Below are 24,660 nucleotides of genomic sequence, written 5' to 3'. Positions count from 1 at the left end.
TTCTCGTTAACTAGTTTCTTAATACTTTACCGCCTGTGAGGATAGACTGGATGCGCTCCAGCGTTTTGCGCTCGGTACAGAGTTGTACAAAGGCTTCGCGTTCCAGGTTCAGCAGGTAGTCTTCGCTTACCAAAGTTGGTTGCGACAGATCGGCCCCGGCCATTACATAAGCCAGTTTTTGGGAAATTTTTACATCGTGCTCACTTATGTAATTACCGCTAAACATGCTGTTAGCACCTACATAACCAAGCCCTAATGCTGATTTACCCAACACCCTGATATCTTTACGCGGAACCGGTTGAGTATAACCTTCCTCTGCCATGGTTAAGCATTGCTTTTTAGCCTCGGCCAGTACGCGGTTGCGGGATACCACAACCATATCGCGGCCTTTTTTAAGGTAACCCAGTTCAAAGGCTTCGGCAGCAGAGGTTGATACTTTGGCCTGACCGATGGTCAAGAAGCGGTCGCGGAAATTGTTCATCTCAATATCGCCTTCCTGTAACTCATCACTCAAACGTAAAGCAAACTCTTTAGTGCCGCCACCGCCGGGGATTAGTCCGACACCGAATTCAACCAAACCCATGTAGAGCTCGGCATGTGCTACTACTTTATCAGCATGTAAACATAGTTCACACCCACCGCCTAATGCCATTTGATGAGGTGCAGCTACAACCGGGATAGATGAGTAACGGATGCGCATCATGGTATTCTGGAAGGCTTTGATTACCATATTCAATTCGTCGAACTCTTGTTCGACCGCCATCATGAAGATCATACCCACGTTAGCACCTGCGCTAAAATTGGCTCCTTCGTTAGAGATCACCAAACCTTTATAGTTTTGTTCGGCAAGGGTAATGGCTTTGTTGATACCCTCAATTACCTCACCTCCAATGGTGTTCATTTTGGTGTGGAACTCGAGGTTGATAATGCCATCGCCCAGATCGGTAATGGTTGTGCCGCTGTTTTTCCAGATGGTATTGGTGGCACGGATATTATCCAGCAGGATAAATTCTTCGGTACCCGGAATGATCTTGTAAGTTTTAGATGGTATATCGTAGTACAACTTTTTACCATCTTCAATTTTGTAAAAGCTTGTAGCACCGCTGGCCAACATATCGTAAACCCATTGCGCAGGTTTCAAATTATCTGCCTCCATTGCTTTTAGCGTAGCCTCAACGCCTAATGCATCCCATTTCTCGAACGGACCGGTTTCCCAGCCGAAGCCAGCGTTCATGGCTGCATCTATCTTGTAAAGATCGTCGGTAATTTCGGGGATGCGGTTACTTGCATAGGCAAACAACTGGTAGAAGATCGCGCGGTAAAATTCACCGGCTTTATCTTTAGCTGCAAACAGCACTTTCATGCGGTCGCTTAGCTTATCGATGGTTTTAGTGGTTTCGAGCGATGGGAACTTTACCTTTTTAGAAGGTTGATATTCCAAAGTTTTCAGATCCAATGTGCTGAAAACGTTGGCGCCATTCACTTTATCTTTTTTGTAGAAGCCCTGACCGCTTTTGCTACCCAGCCAGTTGTTGGCTACCATTTTGGTCACAAACTCGGGGATTTGGAAAAGTTCTTTGGCTTCATCATCAGGCACGCCCTGGCTTAACCCGTTGGCTACGTGAACCATCGTATCCAAACCAACCACATCGCTGGTGCGGAAGGTAGCCGATTTAGGGTGACCGATTACCGGACCAGTCAGTTTATCAACTTCCTCGATACTGATACCGGTTTTCTCTGCATAATGCAAAATGCTCATGATACTGAACACGCCAATACGGTTACCTATAAAGGCAGGTGTATCCTTAGCCAGTACAGTTGTTTTACCCAAATACTTTTCGCCAAAGTGTAAAAGGAAATCTATTACTTCCTGCGAAGTCTCCTTAGTAGGAATAACCTCCAGTAATTTTAAATAGCGTGGCGGATTAAAGAAGTGGCTTCCGCAGAAATGTTTCCTGAAATCTTCGCTGCGCCCCTCGGCCATTAAATGGATCGGGATGCCTGATGTGTTAGTGGTAATCAAGGTTCCCGCTTTGCGGAATTGCTCTACCTGTTCAAATACCTTTTGTTTAATATCTAAACGTTCAACCACAACCTCTATCACCCAATCGCAATGAGCAATTTTGGGCATATCATCTTCGAAGTTCCCGGTTGATATATTTTTAGCCAGCGTTTTAGAATAGATAGGAGAAGGGTTTGATTTTAATGCAGCAGTAAGCGCATCGTTAACCAGCTTGTTTCTCGATTTGGCATCGGCATCTTTGGGTACAATATCAAGCAACAATACCTGCATGCCTATATTGGCAAAGTGGCAGGCTATGCGGCTGCCCATTACACCAGAGCCAAGTACAGCTACTTTCTTTATAATTCGTTTAGAACTCATGTTAATTCTTAGATTAATTGTATTGGTTTAATTAGCTCTATCCCAATGTGTTGTTCGCCCAAATAGCGGGATCATTACGTAGCCCCTGATGTGGAGCGTATTACCCTCATATTTAATTTTGCACATGTATACCTTGCCGTTCAGCGGGTCGTAAATGGTACCGTTGATGTACTGGTTATCGTCGTCGGGGTTTTTCTCGAAGTTGGCCAACAAATGCAAACCCATAAGCGGTCTTGCTCTTAGTTTGGTATCCGGGTTTTTAATGTCGGTCCGCGGCTTTCCTGCTTCGTCGTTAGTTACTTTTAGCCAAATTATCTTGCCGTTAAACTTTCCGTTGTTGCCCTTTGAGATCTGAATTTTGGCCGTTTTGATATCGTTATACCAAACTCCTTCAAGCTTATCTGCCTGGGCATGTGCCGCATTATTAGCCAGCACAAGAGCGAGCACCATTAACGAACAGTACACCGAAAACTTTTTTAAAATGCGCATATAAATATTAGGTTAAGTGCAAATACTAAAGCTTTTTTCTAAAAACAAGGCCACGGTAAACGCGTCCGGGTACCGGGTGGATGATCTTAGAATCAGCATCAATTTTCCCGTTGCGGGAAAAAATCAGGAATACTGTAAATGGACTTATTAATTGGTTTATCTATTAACAAATATCCTGATTGCGAACAATTAAAAAAGGTCTATACATCGGAATCATTTGTCAAAAGTTCGGTTATTTATATGCAGAAACCGGTTTATGCGCCCTTCAATTGGTTAAAAAGGGCGATATACTGTTCCATTGCCGACTCAGATGATGTTCCGCTTAGTTTTTTCCAGGCGTCGTGCTTGGCTTTATTTACAAAATCAAACATACCGGGGGCAGGTGTATTAGGGTCCATATCGCCTTCGGTTGCCTGTTTGTATAAACTGTACAGTTTTAATAAAGTTTCATTGTCCGGACGCTTGGTTAATTCCTTACTTTCTTTAACGGCAATTTCGAAATTTTCTTTTAAATCCATTGGTTATTAATTTATTTATGGTCAGTTAGTTAGTCTTAGTTGTGAATAGTGATTTGGTGAGTTGTGAGTAGTTGTAAATCCGCTATTCTTTGGGTTTGGGAATATCTTCCACATAATCATCACTTTTGGGTGATGCTGCGAAGAGATCACCCAGTTCAGCAGGTAACAAAGTTAGCTTGCGTTTGTCCATGTCTATCCAGGCACCGGCCACGTTGATGATGGCGGCTTTTACACCATCACCACGATAAATCTCATGCCTGATACCCCAGCGCGAGCCATCAGCCCTTGAGCTGAAAACCTCGCCGCTTACCTTGATCTGGTCGCCGAGGGCGATTTCGCGCAGGTAAAAGAGCTCTTCTTTAAACAGCACCGGACCAATTTTATAGCCAAGCAATGTAACGGGATTTAAGCCCACATCGCCCAGCATGTTTAGCCTGGCCTGTGCAGCAACATCGGCATAAGCCGAGTGCCGCATGTGCTGATTGGCATCTATCTGCGACCATAATACCTGGCCTTCATAAAATACGCGCATAATCTGTTAATGATGTTCTGCTTTAAACTTTTTAACGGCCTCGGTAAGGCGTGGCAATACTTCCATTACATCGCCTACAATGCCATAATTCGCTGCTTTAAAGAATGGCGCTTCGGGGTCTTTATTAATCACCACGATAGTCTTAGACCCGCTTACACCAGCCAGATGCTGAATAGCACCTGAGATACCTGCGGCGATATATAAATTTGGACGAATAGTACCACCTGTTTGCCCAACATGCTCATGATGTGGCCTCCAGCCAGAATCGGCTACCGGGCGAGAGCAGGCAGTTGCTGCGCCTAATGCGTGGGCAAGATCTTCAATCAATCCCCAGTTTTCAGGGCCTTTCATACCACGACCGCCAGACACAACCAGTTCGGCATCAGACAGCGGAACTTCGCCCACCACCTTATCTACTGATTTTACTTTTACGCCGAAATCTTTATCCTCAAAAGCAACGCTAAAGTTCTCTACCGTAGCACTTCCATCTGCCTTAACTAAAGGAAAGGTATTGGGCGCAAGCATCACCACTTTAACATCACTTGTAGCATTAACATAAGCGAAAGCTTTGCCCGAGAATGCTGATTTCTTAACCTCGAAACCATTCCCGGTTTCTGGATAAGACAACGCACCACTGATTAAGCCTGCTTTCAATTGGATGGCCACACGTGGTGCAATAGCGCGACCGTTAACATCGTGCAGGGTTACCACCACCGGGCTGTTCTCCTGTTTGGCAGCGGCCACTAAAATGCGGGTAAAGGCACGGGCATGCAGTTCGTTTAAACGATCATCGGCTACGTACAAAACTTTTTGTGCACCGTAGCTGCCCAGGTTTTTAAGTTCAGTTTCTTCAACTTTACCGGCAATAACTGCTGTGGCAGTAGTACCCAATTTTTTTGCTATTTCTGATGCGTATTGCACCGCTTCGAGGCTCTTCTTTTTGATCGAGCTTTCTGTATGTTCTACTAATACGATTACTGACATTTTCTTAAATTTTTAGTACACCTTAAATAACCTTAGCTTCTGTATGCAAGAGGTTTACCAACTCATCCATCTGATCTGCTGCGATCAGTTTTACACCAGCCTTAGCTGGTGGCAACTCGTAATGGGTAACACTGGTTAATGCTTCAACGGCAGCGGGTGTAACGGTTTTTAATGGTTTGGTACGGGCCGTCATAATACCGCGCATGTTAGGGATGCGGGCTTCGGCCACACCTTTCTGGCAGGAGATTACTACAGGCAGGTTAACCTCGTCTGTTTCTTCACCGCCGTCAATTTCGCGTTTTACGGTCGCTGTGTTTCCGGCAACTGCGATGTTTGTCGCGAAGCCAATGAAATCAGTATCTAGTAATTCGGCCAACATTGGTCCAACGGCACCATTTGCATAATCGATTGATTCTTTACCGCAAAGGATGAGGTCGTACTTTTCGCTTTTGGCATATTCGGCAATGTAATTGGCAATGGCATAAGAGTCGGTACTATCAGCATCAATGCGGATCGCTTCATCACCACCAACAGCCAGTGCTTTACGGATGATAGGTTCGGTAGCAGCGCGGCCAACCATTACTACGTGTACGGCTTCGGCAGTACCAGCCTCTTTTAGTTCGAGGGCACGCACCAGGGCATACCACTCATCGTAAGGGTTGAGGATAAAGGTGATTCCACTTTCATCAACAACCGTGTTATTATCTTTTAATACAATTTTGGCAACCGTATCAGGCACCTGACTGATACAAACTAATACTTTCATTCTAATTGGGTTTAATTGGCAGATTGTCCGGCTCTCAGATCGCCGGAACAACTATATAATTACAATTTCAAAAGTAAGTTTGCCCATCGCGTAAAAAAGGGCAGGAGTGCGGAGATTTTGGTCAAAAAATCGGTTGTCTGTTTTCGGTTGTCAGGGGGGACGTTATTTTCAAATAATGGGCCTCTAACTTTATAAATGTATATTGCTGGATAAATCAACAGATGAAAAAAAGCTTATCTGAAAAAAAACAATTCATATTTTTCGAAAGAATTAAAAGAATTCTCGAAATATATACTTTCTCTAAAGAGTGTTTTGTAATTACTTCTTATTTTCAAACATCCACTCTGTCAAAAGATTATGAACTTCTATCAAGATATAATTCACTTTATACTATTAAATATGCAACTATGCATGTTTCAATAATAGAATTATTAAAGCTTTACGATCCAAAAGGTGAACAATCAATTATTAGATTCATTAAGAGATGTGTTATAGGTGATTTTTATTTAGACTTAAAGAAAAATGATTGGCTAATAACATGTTTATATAGAATCGAAAACGAAATTGATTTAACAGATTTGATAAATAGACTAAAAGATTTTAGAGATAAAAAATTAGCTCATACTGATACTTATCAAAAAATTACGTCTGTTAAGGCGATCACGTATGAAGAATTAAAGCAAATGTTAAATCTGACATTTGAGATATTAACATTTTTTAAGCCTTATTGTATTCTCATTACTGAATATATAGATTACCCTGATAGTTCTTTCCAGGAACTTATGAAAAACTTAAACTAAAATTGAGCTGACCGACAACTGATAACCGACAACCAAATCAACTCGAAGCCTTAACCCTATACTCCGATGGCGAAAACCCTGTCTGTTTTTTAAAATACTTGCCGAAGGATGATTGGTCGGGGAAATGGATCTCATCGGCAACCTGGGCAATGCTTACTTCGTGGTTGCGGAGCAGTACTTTGGCTTCAAGGACCACGGCATCATCAATCCATTCACCTGCTGTTTTGCCGGTTGCTTCTTTAATGGTTTCGGTGAGGTGTTTGGGCGATACGCAAAGTTCATCGGCATAATACTGTACGTTACGGTGCTCTTTATACTGGCGAAAAACCAGGTTCTGGAACAGCATATTGAGTTCCTGTTTGCGGGTTTGCTTGTTTTTAATGATCACGCGTTCGTGCTCATAAACAGCAGCTACTTCGTATAAAAGTGTGCTTAAAAGGCTTCGGCATATTTCGGTACGGTAGGGGTGTTCTTCACGCTGAAGTTTTTGTTTAATGAGTTCGAAAACCTCGCGCATTACTATGCCGCTATCCGGTTCGGTATAAATTACCGGGGTTGAGGCGGTTTTAAAGAAACTGAAAGATTCGAGGAAATGGCTGTTAATGTTATTCTCGGCCAAAAACGATTTGGAGAATACCACAAAACGGCATAGAAAATCGGGGCTGCTATCGTAGATCCTTAAAATATGGAAAGGGGTAGCCAAAAGCATGGCATCCGGCCGGGCATCATAAACCTGCAGGTTCACTTCAACCTTGGCTGTACCGCGTGTGCAGATCCCTGTAATATAACCTTCGGAACGGTAAGGGTATTCGCTGAGGGCGAGGAGGTGTTTTTCTTCGGTGATAAAAAAATCGGTGCCTATAGACTTGTCTGCATATAAATCAACAAACTTTGAAAAATTTAACTGGGCGATTTTTTTACTCATATATAAGGTAGCTGGCTTAAGATAGCCAAACATATTTAATTCTGCCGAAATAATGGGAATGGAATTTCTTTTTTGCAGTTTGAGAGTGGTTATACGTTGGACGTTTTACGTTATACGTACTTGGATGGGATTTAAACGCGGACAAAACGTACAACGTCTAACGTCCAACGTTCTCCCAATTTCCGACTTTTTGACTAATATCTCCGCAATACGACCCTTTTTTTCAACTTTATTGAACCTAATTTTATCTAAAGCGTTGTTAGCTCTGAAAACCAATTATAAGCAACAAGCCTAACCAAATTATTATTATGAGAAAACTATTACTATTGCTGCTGGCATGCCTGCCCGTTATGGCATTTGCACAGGGTTTCCAGGTCAATTTAGAGGGCCAAAAACAGATTGGCATGGGGCACACCGGTACCGGCCTTTTACAAGATGGTGCGTCTGTATTCTTTAACCCCGGGGCTATGGCCATGCTTCCCCAAAACTACATTCAGGGTGGGATAAGCCCATTGATCTTTAAGTCAGATTTTAATCCTTCTGGTACTAACGATCAGTTTTACACCAAAAACAAAATTGCTACTCCTTTCTCGGGCTATGCCGTTTGGGGGCCTAAAAATGCACCCTGGAAATTTGGTGTTGGTATTTATACACCTTTCGGCGGTTTAACCGACTGGGGTAACCAATGGCAGGGCAAATATGTGTTGGAGAGCCTCAATCTGAAGGCCATTTATATCCAACCAACCTTAAGTATCCGCCTGGCCGACTTTGTAAGTATTGGCGGTGGTTTTGTGTATAATATAGGCAGTGTTGACCTGACCAGAGCTATCCCGGTTGCCAATGTTAACGGTAACGACGGACAAGCCCGCTTAAAAGGTACAGGCCATGGCTACGGGTGGAACGCCGGTATCTTCTTCAAAACAGAATCGAGCATTACGGTTGGTATCGATTACCGTTCAAAAGTTAATACAACCATTAATAACGGAGATGCGATGTTCAGCGTAGCGCCTTCGCTGGCTGCCAATTTCCCACAGCCTAATACGTTTACTGCAAGTATCCCGCTGCCATCAACCACTACTTTGGGTTTAGGTTTTTACCCGTCGAAAAGATGGGTACTTGCTGCCGATGTAAACTACGTGCACTGGAGCGTATATAAAGTATTAGAATTTGATTACGCACAAAACACGCCTACCTTACAGGATACCCGCTCGCCAAGAGATTATAAGGATGCGGTTACTTTACGTGGTGGTGCCCAGTACGCTGCTTCTGATAACTTGTTTTTACGTGCAGGCGGCGGTTATGCCACTACTGCTGTTTTAGACGGCTATGTAACACCCGAAGCGCCTGATGCTAATCGCTATTATTTCACAGCTGGTTTAGGCTATAAACTGGCCCATCATTTGGATCTGGACTTTTCTTTCGAGTACGAAAAGTTACTGGCACGTACCCAAACCAACTACGAATCGCAACTGTCGGGTACGTTTAAAACACATGTTTATATCCCAGGCATCGGACTTGCTTATCATTGGTAAACCTTTATTATTTAATTAGATGAAAAATTTAAAACCATACTTATATATATTACTGGTTACCGGTCTATCTGCCTGTAAACCCAGCGTACAAACGCCAACCCCGACCCACGGTTCGGCCGATTTCTCTAAATACATTGCCGTAGGTAACTCTTTAACTGCCGGTTATGCCGATGGGGGATTATACCTCGAAGGTCAGCAAAACTCTTACCCATCTATCATTGCCAAGCAAATGGCATCAGTAGGTGGTGGGAACTTTGCTCAACCTTTGTTTTCAACAGATCAGGCTAATGGCTCAGGTTATTTAACACTGACTGGTTTTGATAAAACTACTGGCGCACCAATTACCGCACCGGTAACTACTAATTTAGCTGTAACAGGTCAGCCTGTTATCCCAGGCTTTGGCCCTGTAACTACTTACACCAAATACACAGGCACAGACCTGAATAACTACGGTGTACCCGGTATAAAATTATTGCACATTACCTTAGCCAGCTATGGTAACCTCAATGGTTTTTACGAAAGATTATTACCGGGAGCAGAAGGTACACACAATACAGCCTACATTGATTTTATTACGGCTAAACCATTTACCTTCTTTTCAAACTGGTTAGGTAATAATGATGCTTTAGGCTATGCCACATCAGGTGGTGCAGGTGATGTGCTGACGGATAAATCAACCTTTGCAGCCCTATACAGTGCGGTAATGACTAAGTTAACAGCAGGCGGCGCCAAAGGCGTGGTAGCTACTATCCCTGATGTAACCGCCATTCCATACTTCAGCACAGTAACGGTTGGCGCAATTCTGGCCAGCGTGCAAAAAGCTAACCCTGCGGTACAGGCTTTATTCATCAATGCTAAAACAGATGCCACAGCAACCGGCACTGCTTATGCAGCCAGGCCAGCCACCGCAAAAGATTTAATTGTATTGACTTTCCCAACTTCAAAAATAGGTACCCTGGTATCAACCCCGGCAGGTATGCTGCCTTATGGTTTAACCCCATACAGCCCTATAGAGAACCAATATGTATTAGATGCTAATGAAGTGGCCTTAACCAAAGATTATGTAACCTCATACAACAACACCATTACCTCAATAGCAGCATCAAAAGGTATTGCGGTAAATGATATGTACACCTTCCTGAATAACGTTAAAGCAAATGGTTTGGTGGTAGATGGCGTAAGTTTAAGCTCAGCCTATATCAGCGGTGGTTTATTCTCACTGGATGGTGTTCACTTAACCCCAAGAGGTTATGCGATAGTAGCTAACGAATACATCAAAGCCATCAATAAACAATATGGCTCAAACATCCCGTTGGCCAATGTGGCTGCTTACAGGGGAGTGAAGTTCCCTAATTAAGTTCATTGGTTCACTTGTTCATCAGTTCATTGGTGAATGATGCAGACTAAGCAAAACACAAACAACAAAGGCTACCATTTTGGTGGCCTTTGTTGTTTTAGCTAAGCCCAATGAACCAGTGAGCTAATGAACCAATGAACTAACTCCACCACTTCAGCGGAAAAGTGATCTTATCTACCGAACCAGCTACCATATCGGGTTTAAAGGCGTAGTGGCTTAGTTGATTTTGGTCAGCTATGCCGGATAATACCAGGATGGTTTTATAGCCCATTTGCACACCGCCTTGTATATCGGTTTCCATGGTATCTCCAACAACGGTTGTTTCAGCAGTTTCTAATCCTAAAAATTTACGTGCAGACCGCATCATTACCGGGCTGGGTTTGCCGGTTACAAAGGCTTTTCGGCCGGTGGCTTCTTCAATCATAGCCGTGGTGGCTGCGATGCCCAGGTTATTCCATCCCGGTTTTTTTGGTGATGGATCGCGGTTAGTGGTGATAAATTTGGCCCCGGCCAGTATCATATCAACGGCGCGTTGTACCATTTCTAAGGTGAAATTTCTGCCTTCGCCTAAAACCACAAATTCGGGGTCGCTGTCAACCAAAGTTATGCCGTTTTCGTGCAAACTGGTTAACAGGCCACCTTCGCCCAGAACGTAAGCTGTTCCGTTAGGGCTTTGGTCGCCCAGAAACTTGCCGGTTGCCATGGCGCTGGTATAAACATGCTTGGTTTCAACAGTAATCCCTAAACGCTTTAATTTCCGCACAACCTCCAGGCTGGTGCGCTGGCTGTTATTGGTCATAAAAGTGAAGGGGATATCATTATCGAGCAGGTGTTTGATGAACTTATCGGCACCGAAAATCATTTCTTCGCCGCTGTAAATCACACCGTCCATATCAATTAAAAGTCCTTGTTTCATAGGTAGTATTATTAATTATTTAAGGTGATGGCAAAGTATTAATTACTTATAAAACTCACAACTATCTACCGGTAGAATATGGTATCAAATAAGTAAATGATATTTATTAAAAAGCAAATTAATGTCTTAATTATCAGTGTATAATCTTTGTATGAAGGGTTGTTTATCTACACAAAATCTATTTGAAAAAATGTATTTAATCAGATAAATATTAATTAGATTTGGTTAAACAAACCAATTGGTATCACCTAAAGTACCAAACCTTTTATTACAATTATGGCTACAGAATCAACCTTTACCGTGGCAGATTATCTGCTTACCCGTCTCAGGCAACTTAACGTTACCGAAGTTTTTCAGATCCCCGGCGATTACGTTAAACATTTTACCCAGGCACTCGAACATTTTGAAGGCGTAAATGCCATTGGTGCCATCAACGAGCTCGATGCCGGTTACGCTGCCGATGCTTATGCCCGTACGCGTGGGCTAGGCGCAGTTTCCTTACAATATGGCGTAAGTACATATAGCGCCCTTAATGCCATTGCAGGGGCTTATGTAGAAATGAGCCCGGTGGTGGTAATCAGCGCAGCACCGGGATCAGATTGCAGGCGCATGACGCAGATGTACGACGTGCTTTTTCACCATTCTACAGGCAACTTTGCCGCCGATCAGGAGATCTATGAACATGTTACCGTTGCCGCCGAAACACTGAGCACATCGGCAGGTGCGGCAGAGAAGATAGATAACTTGTTGATAGCAGCACTCACCCACAAAAAACCGGTTTACATAGCCTGCTACAAAGAAGTTTGGGGCGAACCATGCCCGCGGCCATCTAAAACACCACTACAGGCACAGGTTATTAAAAGTAATATACTTGCCCTGCAAAATGCTGTAACACAGGCATGGTCGCAAATTACGGCGGCTAAAAACCCATTAATATTTGCCGGGGTTGAGATTTTACGACATGGATTATCAGATCTGTTGCAGGAAATTATTGATGCCAGCGGATTTTTGTATACTACAACTACACTAGGCAAAACAGTGTTGGATGAGGGTGGGGATCAATTTATCGGTACGTATGCCGATGCAGCCTCAATCAGCAGTGTAATAGATGTAGTGCAGCAATCAGACTGTATACTCACACTCGGTACCATCTTAACTGATGATTATATGTGGTTTGTAGAAAATAAATATGCCGATATGGTAATAGCAACTACCACGCAGGTACGGTCGGTTTACTATACTTATGAAGGTGTAACCATGCGTGATTTTATGGAAGCGCTGTTACGCTTGTTTAAATCCACCAAAGGTTATCCGCTTAAAACACCGGCACCATTACAGCCTGCATATCCTGAGCCATGGCAATCCAACTCTGACCCGCAATGGAATGATAAGCCCGATGTGCTCACGTTTAACCGTTTCTTCCAGCACTCGATGAAGTTTTTAACTGATCATAATATGCTCAAAGATATTGTGATGACGCTGGGTGTAAGTTCATCCCTTTATGTGGCTACTAATGCCTATGGCATGTATCAGAACAGCTTTATATCGTCAGCAGCATGGCAGTGTATCGGGTTTGAAACGGGAACGGCATCCGGTGCACAATTGGGCAGCGGTAAACGTGCCTGGACGGTAGCCGGTGATGGCGGCTTTATGATGGTTTGCCAGTCGCTCTCTACACTGGCCCGCAATAAGCTTAATGCCGTGATATTTGTGATGAGCAATGGCGTATATGCCATAGAGCAGGTTTATGTAGATATGACCGCTTTTGAGCCCGGCCCAACCCACGTTTTTGATGCGTTTGACATCCTGCCTAAATGGGACTACATGGCACTGGCTAAAGCCTATGGAGCCGAAGGTCACCGCGTAAAAACTGTAAAAGAATTGGAAGCCGTTTTGCACATTGTAAAAAACACCACAGGTAAACCTACACTGGTAGAAGTAGTGATTCCGGAGAAAGATTTACCCGGCCAAATGCAACGATTAGGGGCAGAATAGTATTACTTATTTAAGGAATAAAAATTATCACATAAATACACAAAACCTAACTTCATGAATAACAAAACCTATTCTATTTTCGGTGCCGGCGCTGCCGGTTTATACACCGCCTGGCGCTTACTGAACGGCACAACCAAAGGCGACAGAAAACACAAACAACTAACTACAGGTGATACGCTCGAACTGTACGATTGGGGTCAGTACGACTTCAACAAAGAGAACACCGGCACCCGTGCGGCAGGTGCGCGCATCTGCACCTGGCATTATAAAAACGATCAGTCAAAATCGTACCTCGAGCTGGGTGGCATGCGCTACTCCGACTGGGATGGTACACCCAATGGCGGTGGCCACCGTGTGGTTACTACGGTGATTAAGGAATTGGGTCTCGATAAGTATTCAGTACCCTTCAACGAGTCGACCAACCCGCTTTATTATTTGCGGACTAAGAACATGTACCTCAACCAAATCACATCGGCCAACCCGGCACCATATTTTGCCGAGCATTTTGGTGAGACAGATTCACCGGATAATGGCTTTAATCTGGTGGAGAAACTGGCTGTAACCGCCACAACAGGTCCACAAACACGGGCGCAATGGTGCGATTTTTATCAAAATGGGAAGATCACTGCTGATATGCCCGATTCGTCAGTTTACAAAAAAGGCGACCTATTGAAAAATATCGGTTACTGGAATTTAATGTTCGATCAGCTAGGGCCTGATGGTTACAATTATACCTCAGATGGCAATGGCTACACCTCAAACGTAATTAACTGGAATGCCGCAGTGGCCTTTCAGGCTAATAATGAGTTTACACCGGGTACCGAGTACAAAACTTTAACCAAAGGGTATTCATACATGTTTAATGCGCTGTTTGATGAGATCGTTAAATTGTGCAAACACAAAGGGATCGATTTTCAATACTATCCTAATACCCGCTTGCATTCTATACTGAAAATTGAGAGTAAGGTGCATTATACCATCGCTACGCGCGAAAAACCAAATAAAAAAGCAGCCTCAAAGGTTACCGATGCTGCCTGGCTGGCTATGCCGCGTGCCGCTATCGACTTGGTAGCACAGGCAACACGCTATACCGAGCATGAGGGATTGGATGTTTTAAACCATCATAAAGTACAGTTGTATCTCGAGTCAGCAGTGCTGCAGCCATCGTATAAGGTGGGTATGTTTTTCACTTCGCCATGGTGGGCCGATGCGGTTAATACACCTTACCCGGCGCAGATTACCAGTTATGAGTTAACGCAGGATGTTGTTACAGAATTAGGTAAAGAAGGGTTCCCCGAAAAATATCTGCATACTTTAAGCCCGATCATAGAAACGCCTTATGCATCAGCCTCCGACTTTATTAAAGCTATAGAACAACAAACCCAGGAAAGGCTGACCATTAAGCAGGAGGAGCAAATATTAACAGCTTCGCTGCGTAACACCATCGGGCCAAGTGTGACTGATATGCCGGTACGCCAGGTGGTTTACTTCGGCAATAATGCACTCGATAAAACCAGCGAACCGGTTTATGGCCTGCTGGCAAGTTATGACGACGAGCAGTTCACCAGTTTCTGGGAGGAGTTAGAGTACAGCACCGATTCGGTAGAGAAAACGCCATTCTCTGAGAACTATCAACCTTTACATGGGCCTAAAAAAGCGCCGGAGGTGATGATCAAAATGTTGCGCAAACAACTGGCTGCTATTCACTTCGGTCCCAATTCTGATTATAGTATGGTGCCAGAGCCATTAGAAACCCGGTACATGGATTGGTCGCTACCGCCGTTTAACGCGGGTTACCATGCTTATGCGGCACACTATAATATTTGTGATGTACAGCAGAAGATCCGGAAACCATCGCAGCTGATTGAAGGCGCAGATGCTGATATTTTTATCGTGGGCGAAGCTTACTCTAACGATCAGGCCTGGGTAGAGGGAGCTTATTGCACGGCAGAATCAGTGTTGAATGATTTCTTTGGCATCGAACCTATTATTGATAATGCCGACTATCCGTTTATTTGTCCGCAGTGCTAAAAATAAAATCGATCGACGGGAAAGAGTTTGTAATTTAAGGCTCTTTTCCTGTCGATTAAATAAATCTAATATCTAACAAATGGAGGTAATTGCCTTTGCAAAATTAAATATAGAAGTCCCAAAGCTAAACGCTGTAGAAACGCTTGAAAGCAATAGCTGGTTACCACATTTTAATACCAATGATTATGAGGGTGATTGGGAAGTGCTTCCCTTAAGATCGCCGGGTGGACGTACGGATACAGGCGTGCCTGACTTAATGGGGGATAGTGGATATATTGATACAGTTTATATGCAAAACTATCCGGGGGTAAAACAGCTTCTCGATTCTATCAAGTGCCCGATCCTGTCTGTCCGCTTTCTTAATCTCAAACCCGGCTCTGTAATAAAAGAACACCGCGATGCAGGGCTCGCTTTTGAAATGGGCGAAGCACGCTTGCATTTTCCGGTTTTAACCAATAATGAGGTTGAGTTTTTTTCGAATAATGTACGGCTCAATATGTTGCCCGGCGATTGCTGGTACATCAATGCTAATTTACCGCATAGAGTTGCTAATTATGGTAATACAGACCGCATTCACTTAGTAGTTGATTGCCAGGTTAATGACTGGCTTAAACTTGTTTTTGAAAAGGGGGAAAAAGAATTTTTTACCGATGATAAAGTGCCGGTAGATAATTCATTAGCAATGATAGAAGCGCTGCGATTAATGAATACTGAAACCAGTTTAAGAATAGCAGATGAACTTGAGCTAAAATTGAAAGAAAAATCAATAGCTAATAATTTAAACACATTATACAGTTATTTACCTTATAAACTAAAACTTGAAGATGGGGAAATGCTTTGCCATTGGTTAAATGCCAAAGACCATACGTTTACCGAACCTTTTTTTCATGAAACTATAAGTAAAATAAAAGGCTCTTCAAGAGGGCAGATGTTAAACAGCGTGAGTGATTTAGAGATGCTGAAAGCTTGGGAGAAAGACACGGATGCCATTGCCCCAACTGCTTTTATATTTCATGTATCGCGCTGTGGGTCTACTTTATTAACTCAATTACTGAGTACAGACGAGCAAAATATTGTTTTATCTGAAGTGCCTTTTTTTGATGAGGTGTTAAGGGCGCCGTACCAACCGACCGGGATTTCAAAGCAGGAAGCCGGGGTATTATTAAAAGCAGCGCTTAAGTTTTATGGCCAGAAACGAACAGGAAATGAAAAGCAGTTATACATTAAATTAGATAGCTGGCATATCAACTTTTATCAGGAGCTGAGGGTGCTTTTTCCGGATGTGCCGTTTATTATGCTTTACCGTAAGCCTAATGAGGTATTAGATTCGCACCGTAAATTAAGAGGTATGCAGGCAGTGCCCACAGTTATTGAACCCGAAATTTTTGGATTTACGGAAGAGGATTGGACTACAAATAACTTTGACGTTTATCTGGCCAAAGTATTAGAACGTTATTTTGACAAGTTTCTTGAAGCTGCGGCACATGACCCATTAAGCATGTTGCTTAATTACAACGAGGGCAGTATGCCTATGGTAGAAAGGATAGCCGCCTTTACAGGAATTGGCTTTAATGACCGGCAATTAGCAGATATGCAGGAGCGCTCGAAATTTCACTCTAAATTTCCGGGCCAGGTTTTTAATGAGGAAAGAGGGCAGGAGATACCACCATATCTGACAAAAGTAATGAACCTTTACGAGAGGGTTGAGGAGAAGAGGTTGGTTGTGAGAGTGGATGATTAGTTAGTTTAGACCAAGGGGAAAGAACGTTCTACTTAGAGACTAGTGCAGAATATATTCTTTTAATGAAAATTTTGTCATTTCGAAGGAGATACGACTGAGAAATCTTCTGCTATTTATCTTTATAGAATGACTTTTAGCTGGCTAATATGATGCAGAAGATTTCTCCTATCGTCGAAATGACAATTTTTTATAATCAAAAAATTGAGGCTCGTGACTAAGCGCCAACTTCACCAGTTTTAACTTCTCCGGCTCGCTTGTAATTGGTCATGATAACACCGGTAGAAGTAACCGTGCTTTCTACCAATGTAAAAGCTGCAGGTAATGCATTATCTTCAAACAGTTTTTTTCCTTTACCCAAAAGTATAGGGTAGATATTGAGCCAGAATTCATCCACTAAATTATGCTTCAATAATAGCTGTACAAGTTTGCTGCTGCCCCAGATTTTAAGGTCTGGTCCATCAGAGGCTTTAAGCTTTTCGATGTCCTCCACACAGGTGAGAAATACCGTGTTTTGCCAATCCGACTTCTCACGGGTATTGGATAGTACATATTTGGTAACTTCATTAACGCCAGGCCAGTGTGCTGCATGTTTTGGCCAGTAAGGCTCCCAAATATCAAATGTTTTTCTCCCTAAAAGCAGATCGGCAGGTTCCATTTGTTTCTGCATTACTTTACCAGAAACTTCATCACCATAAGGTGCAATCCAGCCGCCATATTTAAAATCGCCTGATGGATCTTCCTCCGGTCCGCCGGGTGCCTGCATTACGCCATCTAATGTAATGAACGACATGACAATGATTTTTCTCATACCATTGAGTTTTAGTAGTGATCAAGTAATTACGTCAGATAAATCTCGGAAATAATATGATAATAGCGGCGGTATGTATGCGGCAAATGAAAGGGGTAAATACGACAGGCTTTGTTTTTGCAGTGTATTAGAGATTTATATGGCGATAGAGACGTATACTACTAATAAGCATTACGCATTAAGTCAATATTTTGCTGTTTAATAGCTTGCATAAGCGTTTTGCCATATTCTGTAAAATAATGATGATTGGTTAGCACAGCTATATTTAGCTGCGACCATTCTTCATCCGTATATTTCCTTTTCAGATGCACTTCCCATTCCTTTCTCAGGCGTTCGGCATATTCGATATAATTGGGTTTAGCAAAATGATGGAAGTCGGCATCGCATAATACTTCCTGTATTAAGTTTTTGGGCGACTGCGGTATTTTAGTCGCCTCAATGCATTCTAATACAGGGGTATACATGCCTTTATGATAGCCTTGCTGCATTAAATAAGTACCGGCTATAGCAATGCTGTTGTCTTCGTGCCCAATGTATTGAAAAACGTAACCGGTATCATGAAAAAGGGCGGCCAGTTGCACAATTGTTTTTTCGTCGTCATTAAGGCCCGCATGCTTGCTTATTTCAATTGCTGCCTCAAATACATCTAAAGTGTGCTGTAAGTTATGGAACTGCATCGTGTGGTCAATACGCTCTACAATTAAATCGGTTACGTATACAAATGCTTTTTCAACAATTGGTGCTATAGACATACTTACCTTATCAAATAACCCAATAGTAAAATAAGATTCTGTAATAATTTGGGAATTTTATGTCTGTGCTAAAATTCAGTTTTTAATAGTTTTCATACGGGTTAGCCAATAAGATATTCTGTACTAACTAATACCATTGAAACCTGCTCAATGTTAAGATCATTTAATCATGATGTGATCAAATTGTTACCCATGCGAATATTCAGTTTGTTTACAGATTTGACGGCGTTCATTGGCCAAAAATCAATAAATGAAACTCTACTATTCTGTTAAATTGCCACGCAGTACTACTTCGGGCAAAAATTTAGCAAGCTGGTTAATTCTGCTGACCAGCTTTTGTTTTATGGTGCCCCAGGCTTTTGCTATACATAGCGGCTCGCCCCAGCCCATCAATATCCTGTTTACTTCAGATGCCCATTACGGTATTTTCAGAAAGTCTTTCAGAGGAGATACCAATGTGGCCGGCCATATAGTTAATGCGGCGATGATAGGGGAGATGAATACCATGCCCAAATTGATGTTCCCGGCAGATGGCGGTGTTGGTGCAGGTACGCAGATACAAGCGATCGACTACCTGATCCAAACCGGCGACATCGCCAATCGGATGGAAATCCCATATCAAAGCGCTGCTGCGTCTTGGGCACAGTTCCGTACAGATTACTTTAATAACGTTAAACTCAAAGGCCATAATGGAAAGCCGACCCAGGTGCTGCTGATTCCGGGTAACCATGACATCTCAAACGCTGTTGGCTACTATAAGCCGATGAAACCATTGACCGACCCAAGTACCATGGTTGGCATTTATAATTTAATGTTGAAGCCTGCCGTGCCCCTCATTAATGAAACGTACGATTATAACACCGAAAAAATAAATTACTCCAGAAATATAGGTGGCGTGCACTTTATGTTTATTACGTTATGGCCAGATTCGGCAGAACGAATCTGGATGAAGAAAGATCTTGACACCGTACCGCAAAAAACACCGGTGATTTTATTTACACATGATCAGCCTACCTGCGAGTCTGTACATTTTACAAATCCTGTAGCGCCGTATCAAATTGTACCGGGCAAACAATTCGAAAACCTGGTGGCCGAACATTATAAAGAAGGTAACACGCCTTACAAAACGCCAACATCTACGGATATTGAGCAGCGCGGGTGGGTAGCCTTTTTAAAACAGCACCCAAACATTAAAGCCTACTTTCATGGCAACAGTAATTTCAATGAATATTACACTTACGATGGCCCCGATCACGATGTTGCACTAAAAGTGTTCCGGGTTGACTCGCCCATGAAAGGTAAGTTTTCGGCTAAAGATGAAACACTGCTCTCATACCAACTTATTTCCCTCGATCCGGCAACCAAAGTGCTAACGGTAAGAGAGTGTTTATGGGATACTAAGCCACAAGATCCCTCAGCCAAAGTCATTTTCGGAAAAACAGCGACGGTGAATCTCAGGTAAGATCCTGCCGTCATAATCTACCAAAATCCGGTCAATATGTGCTTATTTCATAGTGCTGCCAAGTATGCAGAATTGCTTTTTAAAATTAAGAAGCGAGTACCCGTTTTTGCCGCTTTTTCTGCCAATTCTGTAGACATTTTGGAGGCATTTTGGAGATTCTAAAGCAAATCTGTAGCCAATATTAAAAAGAAGATACGAAACGCTTATCAAATTAATTCACTGATAATCAATTGCTATTTATTGATAGCATTGCAAAAAATTACAACGAGCTATGTCGCCAACCCCTACAAAAAGACTATTATTATTTTGCTTAACCATTGTTCTTGTTTTAACAATTTCTAACGCTTTTTCACAATCTGTTAAAGGTAAAGTAACCGATGCTAAAACCGGCGAAACTTTAATAGGTGCAACCATCATCATTGATAACGCCAATACTAAACTAAGTACTGTAGTTAAGTTAGATGGTGCTTATTTATTTAAAAATGTTCCGTTAGGCACTTATCGTTTGCGTGTTGAATTTGTAGGTTATAAAACCACTAAAGAATACCAGGTAGAGGTAAAAGATGCCAATGCAGTTGTACTTAATATAGCCATGGCCGATAACGCTACGGCGCTTAACGAGGTGGCAATTACAGAACACGCCAGCAGGGAAAGTGACCACGCATCCAGAAACGATGAGAAACGGGCTACTAATACCATGAACGTGGTTTCGGCCAATACCATTGCGGTATCGCCTGATGTGCTGGTTTCTAATGTGCTAAGCAGGGTTTCTGGCATAACTATCGACAGGAGCAATACCGGCGATGCCCAGCACGTGATTATCCGCGGGATGGACAAACAATACAATACCACGCTGATAAACGGTGTTAAAATACCAAGCCCTGATGATAAAAACCGTTATATACCATTAGATATTATCCCGGCTGATCTGGTTGAAAGGATCGAGGTATCTAAAACGCTTACTCCCGATATGGAGGGTGATGCTTCGGGCGGTGTGGTTAACCTGGTTATGAAATCGGCGCCGGATCATTTACGTGTAGAAGGTAACGTAGGGACAGGCTACAGCCAGATATTTTTTAACCGCAGCTATGCCAGCTTTAATGGTAGCACTGTAAACAGCAAAGCGCCTGGCGAAATTAATCCGGGTGCTCCGGCTTCTATCGGTCAATTCCCATACCAAAACCTGCTTACTAAAACCGGCAACGCGCCACCAAATGCCAATGTTAGCTTAACCGTGGGCGATCGCTTTTTACATAATAAACTGGGCGTTATTTTCTCTGGTACCTACCAAAACTCTTACCAGGGTGATAACAGTTTTACCGTGGTCCAGGAAAACACCGTAGGCCCATCTCCAAATATCAATACACCAAACTCGGAGACTGCTTTTCAAAGTTCATACAACCGTCAATATTCATCGCAATTGAGCAGGCTGGGTACTATCGCCTCTGTTGATTATAAATTTAATGATAAAAACAGCATCACCTTATTTGGTACTTATTTGCAGCTGAATGAATACCGGGTACGCCAAACGCAAACGTCTACTTACAGCGGGTATTCATACCAGGGGTTTATCGCAACAAATTCAATGGATAATTTAACCGAGACCCGCACAGATCTGCAAAGCATTTACAATGTTACCCTTAAAGGCAAACACAAAATAACCAAAGGCTTTTCGTTAGACTGGATCCTGGCAAACTCAGAAGCCAGCCACAAACAACCAGATATAGCGCAATTTAAAACTACCTACCAAACAAGCCCGGATCTGGCAAACGGCAAAAACCAGCCCGACCCGAATAACCCCAATAATTCGGTATTTGTTACGCCAGATGTAATAAACGGCCCGGTAACTGTGGGTAATGAATCGCGTATATGGACGCATAATACAGATAAAGACGTATCTGGTTATTTAAACCTGCATTACGATACCAAAATTTTCGGTCGCAGAGCTTTATTCTCTGCGGGTGGCATGTTCAGGCATAAAACACGTGATAACTTTGTAGATAGTTATAGCCTGCCAAATACCTTTATTCCGGGTACAAACAATGCCGAAGTTTATACCAGCATCCCGGATGCTACCTTCTCGTTCAGCCAAAACCCAGCTAATGCGCTGGGCTCATCAGCCAGCGACCCGGGCGTGTATACGTTTACCGAAAATGTTCAGGGTTATTATGGCATGCTGCAATATTTTATCAGTGACCGCTTAGATGTTCTCTTTGGTTTACGCGGCGAAAATACCAGCCAGGCTTATTACTCTAATTTGCCGGTAAACCTGCCAGGTAAAAGTGCAACAATTAACTATGTTGATCACCTACCGAGCATTAACGCCAAATACGCATTAACAGACAATCAGGCTATCAGGGCGTCTTATTTTATGTCGATACTGAGACCTGCTTTTGCAGATTTCATCCCGTATCCACAGGTATCGCCTGATGACCCGAACCCAAGCCAGGGAAACCCTTACCTGCAGCATACGGTAATTGATAACTACGATTTGCGTTATGAGTTTTTCCCGGGTGTGTTTGATGAGTTTATGGCCGGTGGTTTTTATAAGCACCTTACCAACCCAATTGAGCGTATGCTGGTGGCAGGCCAAAGCGGGGCTACCTTATTTAATACGCCTGTAAACCTGGGTAATGCACAAAATTATGGTTTTGAGTTTGTAGCTAAAAAGTTCTTCGGTAACGTTGGTGTATCTGCTAACTACACTTATACCAAATCGCAGATCACAACACCTAAAAGTATCGATGTGGTTAACGTAGGTGTAACCACCCGCGATCAAACCCGCCCACTGCAAGGCCAGGCAGCCAATATCGGTAACGTATCCTTATTATACAAAGATCAGAAACATGGTATCGATGCCCAGTTAGCGGTGTCGTACACCGGCGAACGTATTGCGTTGGTATCTAAATACTATGGCCTTGATACCTGGGAAAAACCAGAAACCTTCCTCGATTTTTCTGCACAAAAGCAAATAGGCAAACACTTCATCGTATTTGCAAAAGCCAATAACATTTTAAATACCCCTTACCAGTTATTTATTAAACAAGATAATCACAACGATTATTCGGGCTTGCTTAAATACGCACACCAGGAAAGCCCTAACTATACCACCGTACAGTACGACGAGTATTATGCCCGCTATAACCTGGGTATGAGGTTTAAATTTTAATCAAATCAATAAGAATTAAATAAACAACAATTAGTCCATCATGAAAAAGTTAAAAGTTATTTCGTTTTGTTTGTCACTTTTTGCACTGGCTTCGTGCAGTAAAAAAGGTGCAGATAATGCCGTAGTATCAGTGCCTTTGGTACAGATCGGCAAGCCAATCAGCAATTCAGGCCCACTGGCTGCAGGTACTTATAAAGGTACTATGCTTGCAAATCAAACTTACACTGTTACAGGCGATATTACCATTAACGCAGGTGATACGCTTTTAATTCAAAAAGGTGTAACCATTAACATGACCAATGGCGCCAACTTTATTGTAAATGGCGATTTGATTAGCCTGGGTACAAAAGATGCGCCTATTACCATCACAGATCCAAGCAAAACTAAACAAGTAGGCCCATCAACCGTTGCCGGCGACCCTGCTTATGTTGGCGGTTGGGGCGGTATTTACTGCAGCAACACAGCTAACCTGGTTGTAATAAAATATACCCACCTCGATTTTGGTGGTGCGGCTTTAAAAGCATTGCCTTTCCCTGCAAGCGCAGGTTTAGCGGCTGGTAACCAATATATCCTGTATTTCGAGAACCCAAAAGGCGTTTTCATTATGGAAGATTCGTGGATGTATGGTTCGCCTGATGATGCTACACGTTTTTACGGTGGTTACTACAATATTATGCGTAACACCATGGAAAAATGCGGTAGCGTAGGTGGTGATGGCTTTAACGCTAAAGGTAGTTCAGTAGGTAACATGGCTTACAACCTGATTATAGGTGGCGCAACCAATGGTACAAAAACTGCAAGTGATGGTACAACAGCAGGCGAGTGCCAGTTTACCATGTACAACAACACTTATGTAAACGATGGCTACAGAAATACAGGTGTTTATGGTGCCCGCAGCGGTTCTGTTGAAATTGAAAACAACTCAAGAGCATTGGTTTATAACAACCTGATTGTTGATTGCGATTTTGGTGTACGTATTGCCGGTGGCCCTGCCGGTGCAAAAGTTTACCTGGCTGATACTACTTCAAGCAGCACTGCCTTAATCCCGAAAACAGCTTATGGCTATAACTACTATTATGTTGACAATGCAGCTATGGCCGGACAAATTGTGCCAACCAGCGTTGCACAAGCTGTAGTTACACACCCACAAGCTACTGATATCCCTAACATGGCAGCTTTATTAGGCCCTAACTATACTTTTGGTTTAGTGTATGATGGCAGCTCGCTGGTAGGTAAAAACAACCCGATGTTTGTAAACTATCCATTGCCTGCAGCTAATAACTTCTGGGTTACACAAGCTTCTGTAGATAGCTATAACTTCCACTTGCAACAAGGTTCACCTGCGGCAGGTAAAGGAACTACTAATGCAGCGTTAATTAAACCAATCACTACCGGTATCCCGGTTGACCCAACTTTTGGTTCAAGCGAAATTACTATGCCAGGTGCTGATATGGGTTGCTACCAATTAAACGGTACAGGTAACCACCACTAAGAATTAAT

Annotated in this window: 19 protein-coding genes; 9 read left to right on the top strand and 10 right to left on the bottom strand. The window is 42.9% G+C overall.

From position 1 onward, the window contains the following. Positions 1 to 10 precede the first annotated feature (10 nt). From PQO05_RS16620 to PQO05_RS16595, 6 genes are all read right to left on the bottom strand, one after another. A complete protein-coding gene (locus tag PQO05_RS16620; protein ID WP_273628535.1) occupies positions 11 to 2,383 on the bottom strand; it encodes a 3-hydroxyacyl-CoA dehydrogenase/enoyl-CoA hydratase family protein in 2,373 nt (790 codons plus the stop codon). A 27-nt stretch (positions 2,384 to 2,410) separates the two neighbouring features. After that, complete coding sequence (locus PQO05_RS16615) at positions 2,411 to 2,872, bottom strand: DUF2147 domain-containing protein (protein ID WP_273628532.1); 462 nt, start codon at positions 2,870 to 2,872, stop codon at positions 2,411 to 2,413. Positions 2,873 to 3,126: 254 nt separating this feature from the next. Further along, positions 3,127 to 3,390, bottom strand: coding sequence for an acyl-CoA-binding protein (locus tag PQO05_RS16610; protein WP_273628530.1), 264 nt, complete (start codon positions 3,388 to 3,390; stop codon positions 3,127 to 3,129). Between the two features lie 82 nt (positions 3,391 to 3,472). Beyond that, positions 3,473 to 3,922, bottom strand: a complete 450-nt coding sequence (locus PQO05_RS16605; RefSeq protein WP_273628528.1) for an acyl-CoA thioesterase — start codon at positions 3,920 to 3,922, stop codon at positions 3,473 to 3,475. 6 nt (positions 3,923 to 3,928) lie between these two features. After that, positions 3,929 to 4,906 (bottom strand): electron transfer flavoprotein subunit alpha/FixB family protein, encoded by a 978-nt coding sequence (locus tag PQO05_RS16600; RefSeq protein WP_273628526.1) that lies wholly within the window; start codon positions 4,904 to 4,906, stop codon positions 3,929 to 3,931. A gap of 22 nt (positions 4,907 to 4,928) precedes the next feature. Continuing rightward, positions 4,929 to 5,672 carry an electron transfer flavoprotein subunit beta/FixA family protein gene (locus PQO05_RS16595; protein ID WP_273628524.1) on the bottom strand — a complete coding sequence of 248 codons (744 nt, stop codon included), beginning with the start codon at positions 5,670 to 5,672 and terminating at the stop codon, positions 4,929 to 4,931. A gap of 221 nt (positions 5,673 to 5,893) precedes the next feature. Between PQO05_RS16595 and PQO05_RS16590 the strand changes: the two genes are divergently transcribed. Then, positions 5,894 to 6,472, top strand: a complete 579-nt coding sequence (locus tag PQO05_RS16590; RefSeq protein ID WP_273628518.1) for a hypothetical protein — start codon at positions 5,894 to 5,896, stop codon at positions 6,470 to 6,472. 37 nt (positions 6,473 to 6,509) lie between these two features. On the opposite strand, the gene PQO05_RS16585 is transcribed toward PQO05_RS16590, so the two are convergent. Beyond that, positions 6,510 to 7,397 (bottom strand): helix-turn-helix domain-containing protein, encoded by an 888-nt coding sequence (locus tag PQO05_RS16585; RefSeq protein WP_273628517.1) that lies wholly within the window; start codon positions 7,395 to 7,397, stop codon positions 6,510 to 6,512. A 308-nt stretch (positions 7,398 to 7,705) separates the two neighbouring features. On the opposite strand from PQO05_RS16585, the gene PQO05_RS16580 reads away from it, so the two are divergent. Together PQO05_RS16580 and PQO05_RS16575 are read left to right on the top strand one after the other, a co-directional pair. Then, positions 7,706 to 8,929 (top strand): OmpP1/FadL family transporter, encoded by a 1,224-nt coding sequence (locus tag PQO05_RS16580; RefSeq protein ID WP_273628516.1) that lies wholly within the window; start codon positions 7,706 to 7,708, stop codon positions 8,927 to 8,929. A 19-nt stretch (positions 8,930 to 8,948) separates the two neighbouring features. Beyond that, a complete protein-coding gene (locus PQO05_RS16575; protein WP_273628515.1) occupies positions 8,949 to 10,286 on the top strand; it encodes an SGNH/GDSL hydrolase family protein in 1,338 nt (445 codons plus the stop codon). Positions 10,287 to 10,425: 139 nt separating this feature from the next. On the opposite strand, the gene PQO05_RS16570 is transcribed toward PQO05_RS16575, so the two are convergent. Continuing rightward, entirely contained in the window at positions 10,426 to 11,202 is a 777-nt protein-coding gene (locus PQO05_RS16570; protein ID WP_273628514.1) for an HAD-IIA family hydrolase, read from the bottom strand. Positions 11,203 to 11,478: 276 nt separating this feature from the next. On the opposite strand from PQO05_RS16570, the gene PQO05_RS16565 reads away from it, so the two are divergent. From PQO05_RS16565 to PQO05_RS16555, 3 genes are all read left to right on the top strand, one after another. Next, positions 11,479 to 13,197 (top strand): alpha-keto acid decarboxylase family protein, encoded by a 1,719-nt coding sequence (locus PQO05_RS16565; RefSeq protein WP_273628512.1) that lies wholly within the window; start codon positions 11,479 to 11,481, stop codon positions 13,195 to 13,197. Between the two features lie 54 nt (positions 13,198 to 13,251). Next, entirely contained in the window at positions 13,252 to 15,228 is a 1,977-nt protein-coding gene (locus tag PQO05_RS16560; protein WP_273628510.1) for a flavin monoamine oxidase family protein, read from the top strand. Positions 15,229 to 15,307: 79 nt separating this feature from the next. Beyond that, positions 15,308 to 16,969 carry an aspartyl/asparaginyl beta-hydroxylase domain-containing protein gene (locus PQO05_RS16555; protein ID WP_273628507.1) on the top strand — a complete coding sequence of 554 codons (1,662 nt, stop codon included), beginning with the start codon at positions 15,308 to 15,310 and terminating at the stop codon, positions 16,967 to 16,969. 214 nt (positions 16,970 to 17,183) lie between these two features. Here PQO05_RS16555 and PQO05_RS16550 read toward each other — a convergent pair whose 3' ends face one another. Together PQO05_RS16550 and PQO05_RS16545 are read right to left on the bottom strand one after the other, a co-directional pair. Beyond that, entirely contained in the window at positions 17,184 to 17,777 is a 594-nt protein-coding gene (locus tag PQO05_RS16550) for a dihydrofolate reductase family protein (RefSeq protein ID WP_273628505.1), read from the bottom strand. A 161-nt stretch (positions 17,778 to 17,938) separates the two neighbouring features. Beyond that, on the bottom strand, positions 17,939 to 18,529 hold the full coding sequence (locus PQO05_RS16545) for an HD domain-containing protein (protein WP_273628502.1): 591 nt from the start codon (positions 18,527 to 18,529) through the stop codon (positions 17,939 to 17,941). A 250-nt stretch (positions 18,530 to 18,779) separates the two neighbouring features. On the opposite strand from PQO05_RS16545, the gene PQO05_RS16540 reads away from it, so the two are divergent. From PQO05_RS16540 to PQO05_RS16530, 3 genes are all read left to right on the top strand, one after another. Continuing rightward, the gene (locus PQO05_RS16540) at positions 18,780 to 19,991 is read left to right on the top strand and encodes a metallophosphoesterase family protein (protein ID WP_273628500.1); all 1,212 of its coding nucleotides are present in this window, start codon (positions 18,780 to 18,782) and stop codon (positions 19,989 to 19,991) included. Between the two features lie 271 nt (positions 19,992 to 20,262). Then, positions 20,263 to 23,160 carry a TonB-dependent receptor gene (locus tag PQO05_RS16535; protein ID WP_273628498.1) on the top strand — a complete coding sequence of 966 codons (2,898 nt, stop codon included), beginning with the start codon at positions 20,263 to 20,265 and terminating at the stop codon, positions 23,158 to 23,160. A gap of 40 nt (positions 23,161 to 23,200) precedes the next feature. Then, positions 23,201 to 24,652 carry a hypothetical protein gene (locus tag PQO05_RS16530; protein WP_273628496.1) on the top strand — a complete coding sequence of 484 codons (1,452 nt, stop codon included), beginning with the start codon at positions 23,201 to 23,203 and terminating at the stop codon, positions 24,650 to 24,652. Positions 24,653 to 24,660 lie beyond the last annotated feature (8 nt).

The sequence above is a fragment of the Mucilaginibacter jinjuensis genome, from assembly GCF_028596025.1.
Classification (GTDB): domain Bacteria; phylum Bacteroidota; class Bacteroidia; order Sphingobacteriales; family Sphingobacteriaceae; genus Mucilaginibacter; species Mucilaginibacter jinjuensis.
The sequence above is the reverse complement of the archived record's forward strand: the minus strand, read 5'-3'. Positions and strand labels throughout refer to the sequence as shown.

Bases quoted from the DNA above. Each gene is read 5' to 3' on its own strand.
- PQO05_RS16620 (WP_273628535.1), bottom strand. From the start codon at position 2,383: ATGAGTTCTAAACGAATTATAAAGAAAGTAGCTGTACTTGGCTCTGGT.
- PQO05_RS16615 (WP_273628532.1), bottom strand. From the start codon at position 2,872: ATGCGCATTTTAAAAAAGTTTTCGGTGTACTGTTCGTTAATGGTGCTC.
- PQO05_RS16610 (WP_273628530.1), bottom strand. From the start codon at position 3,390: ATGGATTTAAAAGAAAATTTCGAAATTGCCGTTAAAGAAAGTAAGGAA.
- PQO05_RS16605 (WP_273628528.1), bottom strand. From the start codon at position 3,922: ATGCGCGTATTTTATGAAGGCCAGGTATTATGGTCGCAGATAGATGCC.
- PQO05_RS16600 (WP_273628526.1), bottom strand. From the start codon at position 4,906: ATGTCAGTAATCGTATTAGTAGAACATACAGAAAGCTCGATCAAAAAG.
- PQO05_RS16595 (WP_273628524.1), bottom strand. From the start codon at position 5,672: ATGAAAGTATTAGTTTGTATCAGTCAGGTGCCTGATACGGTTGCCAAA.
- PQO05_RS16590 (WP_273628518.1), top strand. From the start codon at position 5,894: ATGAAAAAAAGCTTATCTGAAAAAAAACAATTCATATTTTTCGAAAGA.
- PQO05_RS16585 (WP_273628517.1), bottom strand. From the start codon at position 7,397: ATGAGTAAAAAAATCGCCCAGTTAAATTTTTCAAAGTTTGTTGATTTA.
- PQO05_RS16580 (WP_273628516.1), top strand. From the start codon at position 7,706: ATGAGAAAACTATTACTATTGCTGCTGGCATGCCTGCCCGTTATGGCA.
- PQO05_RS16575 (WP_273628515.1), top strand. From the start codon at position 8,949: ATGAAAAATTTAAAACCATACTTATATATATTACTGGTTACCGGTCTA.
- PQO05_RS16570 (WP_273628514.1), bottom strand. From the start codon at position 11,202: ATGAAACAAGGACTTTTAATTGATATGGACGGTGTGATTTACAGCGGC.
- PQO05_RS16565 (WP_273628512.1), top strand. From the start codon at position 11,479: ATGGCTACAGAATCAACCTTTACCGTGGCAGATTATCTGCTTACCCGT.
- PQO05_RS16560 (WP_273628510.1), top strand. From the start codon at position 13,252: ATGAATAACAAAACCTATTCTATTTTCGGTGCCGGCGCTGCCGGTTTA.
- PQO05_RS16555 (WP_273628507.1), top strand. From the start codon at position 15,308: ATGGAGGTAATTGCCTTTGCAAAATTAAATATAGAAGTCCCAAAGCTA.
- PQO05_RS16550 (WP_273628505.1), bottom strand. From the start codon at position 17,777: ATGAGAAAAATCATTGTCATGTCGTTCATTACATTAGATGGCGTAATG.
- PQO05_RS16545 (WP_273628502.1), bottom strand. From the start codon at position 18,529: ATGTCTATAGCACCAATTGTTGAAAAAGCATTTGTATACGTAACCGAT.
- PQO05_RS16540 (WP_273628500.1), top strand. From the start codon at position 18,780: ATGAAACTCTACTATTCTGTTAAATTGCCACGCAGTACTACTTCGGGC.
- PQO05_RS16535 (WP_273628498.1), top strand. From the start codon at position 20,263: ATGTCGCCAACCCCTACAAAAAGACTATTATTATTTTGCTTAACCATT.
- PQO05_RS16530 (WP_273628496.1), top strand. From the start codon at position 23,201: ATGAAAAAGTTAAAAGTTATTTCGTTTTGTTTGTCACTTTTTGCACTG.